Here is a 4,114-nt window from a genome sequence, read left to right on the forward strand (position 1 = left end):
GCCGGCCCGGCCGCGATGTCTGCCCGCCGCCGTGCCGGACTTCGTCGGAAGAGAGCCGCTGATCCGCGAGATCACCGGGCTGCTGGGCGCCGCGGACCCCGGCAGGCCTGCCGTCGCCGTGGTCTCGGGCCCTCCGGGGACGGGCAAGACGGCGACGATCCTGCATGCCGCGCACGGCCTGGCGCCGGGATTCCCCGACGGCCAGCTCTACCAGGTGCTCGGCGGCGCCAACGGCCGGCCCAAGCCGCCGGCGAACGCCCTGGCGGAGTTCCTGCGAGCGATGGGCGTCGCCATGCGCGACATCCCCGCGGGCGTCGAGGACCGCGCCTCGCTGTACCGGTCGATGCTCGCGGACCGGCGGATGCTCATCGTCCTGGACGACGCCGCCGACGCGGCGCAGATCAGGCCGCTGATGCCCGGCGCGGGCGCCTGCGGGACCCTTGTGTCCAGCCGTACGCGCCTGACCATGCTCGAGGGCGCGCACCTGGTGAACCTCGGGCCCTTCGACGACGAGCACGCGATCGCGCTGCTCCGCGCGGTCGCCGGACCCGACCGGGTCCAGCGTGAGCTCCAGCACGCGAGGAGGATCGTCCGCGCGTGCTCGGGGACGCCGCTGGCGCTGCGGATCGCCGCGGCGCGGCTGGCCGCCCGCCCGGCCCTGCCGCTCGCCGTGCTGGCCGACCGGCTCGCGGACACCTCACGCCGGCTCGACGAGCTGGCGATCGGCGAGCTGAGCATGCGGGCCAGCATCGACTCCGGCTACCGCCGTCTGTCCCCGGAGGCCCGGCGCGCGTTCCGGCTGGTGGGCAGGCTCGGCCCGGCGCCCCTGCGGGCGTCCACGGTGGAGCTGCTGGTGGGCGGACCGGGGGGCGAGCCGGGCCGGATCGTCGAGGACCTGGTCAGGGCACATCTGCTGACCCCCGTCGCCGGCGGTGAGGACGGCGAGCCGCGCTATCGCGTCGACGAGCTGCTGTACCTCTACGCACGAGAGCGGGCCGGAGCCGAGGATTCGCCGGACAGGCCGTTCGAGCCGGTGCGCCCGGCCGGGCCGCCGCGGTACCCGGCCCTGGCCAAGCGGACCTCGGGCGCCATGGTGCTGGACGTGGCCGAGAGCGTGCGCCTTCGTGGCTCGCTTGCCAGGCTGGAGGCCGGCAGCGATGTCTGAGCTGGAGACGGTTCCCGGGAAGCGGGCCGTACGCGGGCAGGCCACCGGCAACCTGCTCGCCGCCCAGCGGCGCGCGTGGTCCGGCGAGGACCGGCCGCACGTCACCGGGGCCTACGAGTTCCACGGTGACCTCGACGTCGCCACGCTGGAGCGGAGCGTCGCCACGGTGGTGGCCGAGCAGGAGGCGCTGCGGACGTACTTTCGCGCGTTCGACGGCAACCCGGTCCGGCTGGTAGCGCGTAAGACCACCGCCACCGTCGAGGTGGTCGACCTGCCGGCCCTGCCGGAGCCCGCGCGCCCGGCCGAGCTGGCGCGGCGGCTCGGCCTGGAGGCGGGCCGCGCTCTGCCCACGGAATCCGCGCCGCTGTTCCGCCTCGCCCTGTTCCGGCTCGGCGACGGGCGCGGCGTGCTCTCGCTCGTGCTGCACCGGCTCATCGCCGACGAGCTCTCACCGATGGTCTTCCTCTCCGAGCTGGCGGGCGTCTACGACCGCCTTCGCCGGGGAGAGGCGGTCGTGCCACGGCCGGCGGCCCGGTTCGGCGACCTCGTCGCCGCGGAACGGGCGTGGACGGCCGGTGACGCGCGCGAGCGGGAGCTCGGCCACTGGAAGGGCGAGCTCGCCGGTTCACCGCCCGGCCCGCCGCCCGTGGGGGAGGCGGGAGGGCCGGCCGACGGCACGTGGGCCTGTGGATCGGTGCTGCCCTCCGCCCTGGTCGACGGGCTCCAGCGGATCACCGGCACGGGGACCGCGCGGGGTGCGGTACTCGCGGGGCTTGCCGTGCTGCTGTCCCGGCTGACCGGGCGGAGCGACATCGGCCTGAGCCTCCTGGCGCCGCACCGGGACGGGCCGGACACCGCGCGCCTCATCGGCCCGCTGGCCAACCCGGTCGTCATCCGGACCCGGCTCGAGGGCGATCCGGCCGTGCGGGAGGTGGTCCACCGCGTACAGCGGACCCGTGACCAGGCGCTGGCGCACGGACGGACACCGTTCGAACACGTGGCCGCCGGGCTCGGCGGCGACGAGGCGGCCGCGGTGGAGGGCTGGGCCCGGATCCTGGTCGTGTTCGAGGAGCGGCCCGCTGTGCCCCTGGGGGAAGGGGGCCCCGTGACACCCGTCGCCTGCGGGCCGGCGGGAGGCTCGCGGACGCTGACCCTGCGATGCGTCACCTCGCCGGACGCCTGGTGGGCCGGCCTTGAGTACGACGGCCGCTCGCTCGGCCCGGTGTCCGCGGATCTGCTGATGGGACGGCTGCTCGCGATCCTGGAGGCCATGGCCGCCACGCCCGGCCAGCCGATCTCCGCGCTGCCCGCCCTGCCGGAGCCGGAGAGCCGGCTCATGCTGGAGCGCTGGGCCCGCGGCCCGGTGGCCGCGATCCCGGTGAGCCCGGTGCACGCGCTCGTCGAGGCGGCCGCCGCCAGCAGCCCGGCGGCGGTGGCCGTGGCCTTCGCGACGGGTGGGCTGACCTACCGCGAGCTGGACGAGCGTTCCAACAGGCTCGCCCGCGCGTTGCGAGCCAGAGGCGCCGGGACGGAGAGCCGGGTCGCGGTGTGCCTGCCGAGCGGCCCCGATCTTCCCGTCGCGCTGCTGGCGGTGCTGAAATCGGGCGCGGCCTACGTGCCGCTGGACCCGGCCTACCCGTCCGGCCGGCTCGCCTTCATGATCGCCGACAGTGGCGTGGACCTCGTCCTCACCTGCGGCCGCCTGGCCGGCCTGCTTCCCGCGCGGCCGGGCCGCACCCTGCTCCTGGACCGCGACCAGGAGTGGATCGAGGAGTTCTCCCCGGACGGACTCCAGGTCTCCGCGCACCCGGACAGCCTCGCGTACGTGCTCTACACCTCGGGCTCGACCGGCGTACCGAAGGGCGTGATGGTCTCCCATCGCGGGCTGGCCAACTACGTCACCTGGGCCGCCAGGGCGTACGACGTCGAGGGCGGCCGGGGATCCACACTGCACTCCTCCATCGCCTTCGACCTCAGCGTCACCTCGATCTTCCCGGTGCTGACGGCCGGCCGCACGGTGACCGTCGTACGCGAGGAGCCCGGCGTGCGGGCGCTCGCGGAGGCGCTCGAGGGCGGCGGGCACAGCCTGGTCAAGCTGACCCCCGCCCATCTGGAGATGCTGTGCGCGTCGCTCTCGCCGGAGCAGGCGGCCGGGGCCACACGGCGGCTGATCGTCGGTGGCGAGGCGCTGCCGGGGCCCACGGTGCGGCAGTGGGCTGGGCTCGCGCCGGGCACGGTCGTGGTGAACGAGTACGGGCCGACCGAGACCGTGGTCGGATGCTGTGTCCACGAGATCGAGGCGCGGGACGCGCCGCCCGGGTCGGTGCCCATCGGCGGGCCCATCCAGAACACACGGCTGTACGTCCTGGACGACCGGATGAGGCAGGTGCCGGCCGGTGTTCCCGGCGAGCTGTACATCGGGGGCGCCGGCGTCGCCCGGGGGTACCTCGGCCGCCCGGACCTCACCGCGGAGCGGTTCGTGCCCGACCCGTTCGGCCCGGAGCCAGGAGAGCGGCTGTACCGCACGGGCGATCTGGTGAGGTACCTGCCCGGCGGCGTCCTCGACTACCTCGGGCGCGCCGACCGCCAGGTCAAGGTGCGCGGGCACCGCATCGAGCCGGGGGAGATCGAGTCGACGCTCGCGCGGCACCGCAACGTGCGCGCCGCGGCCGTGCTGGCCAGGGAGGACCGCCCCGGCGACCGGCGGCTGGTCGCCTACGTCGTGGCCCGTGACGAGCCCGCGCCCTCGGCCGGGCAACTGGGCGAGCACCTCGGCCGGACGCTGCCCGCGTACATGCTGCCCGCCCACTACGTCACGCTGCCGAGCCTCCCGCTCACCGCTAACGGCAAGGTGGACCGGGCGCGGCTCCCCGCCCCCGGCGCCGCCCCCGCGGGCCCGGCCGACCCCGCCCCCGCGGGCCCGGCCGACCCCGCCCCCGCGGGCCCGGC

The 4,114-nt window shown here is 76.1% G+C and carries 2 protein-coding genes; both read left to right on the forward strand.

All coding sequences use genetic code 11. The features are described 5' to 3' along the window. Positions 1–1,165, forward strand: a 1,165-nt coding sequence (locus tag ABD810_RS20075; protein ID WP_344942245.1) for an AAA family ATPase, incomplete at its 5' end; no start/stop codon positions are given. After that, on the forward strand, positions 1,158–4,114 hold a 2,957-nt coding region (locus tag ABD810_RS20080; RefSeq protein WP_344942248.1), incomplete at its 3' end, for a non-ribosomal peptide synthetase. The genes ABD810_RS20075 and ABD810_RS20080, both read left to right, overlap by 8 nt.

It is taken from the genome of Sphaerisporangium flaviroseum (genome assembly GCF_039537005.1).
Classification (GTDB): domain Bacteria; phylum Actinomycetota; class Actinomycetes; order Streptosporangiales; family Streptosporangiaceae; genus Sphaerisporangium; species Sphaerisporangium flaviroseum.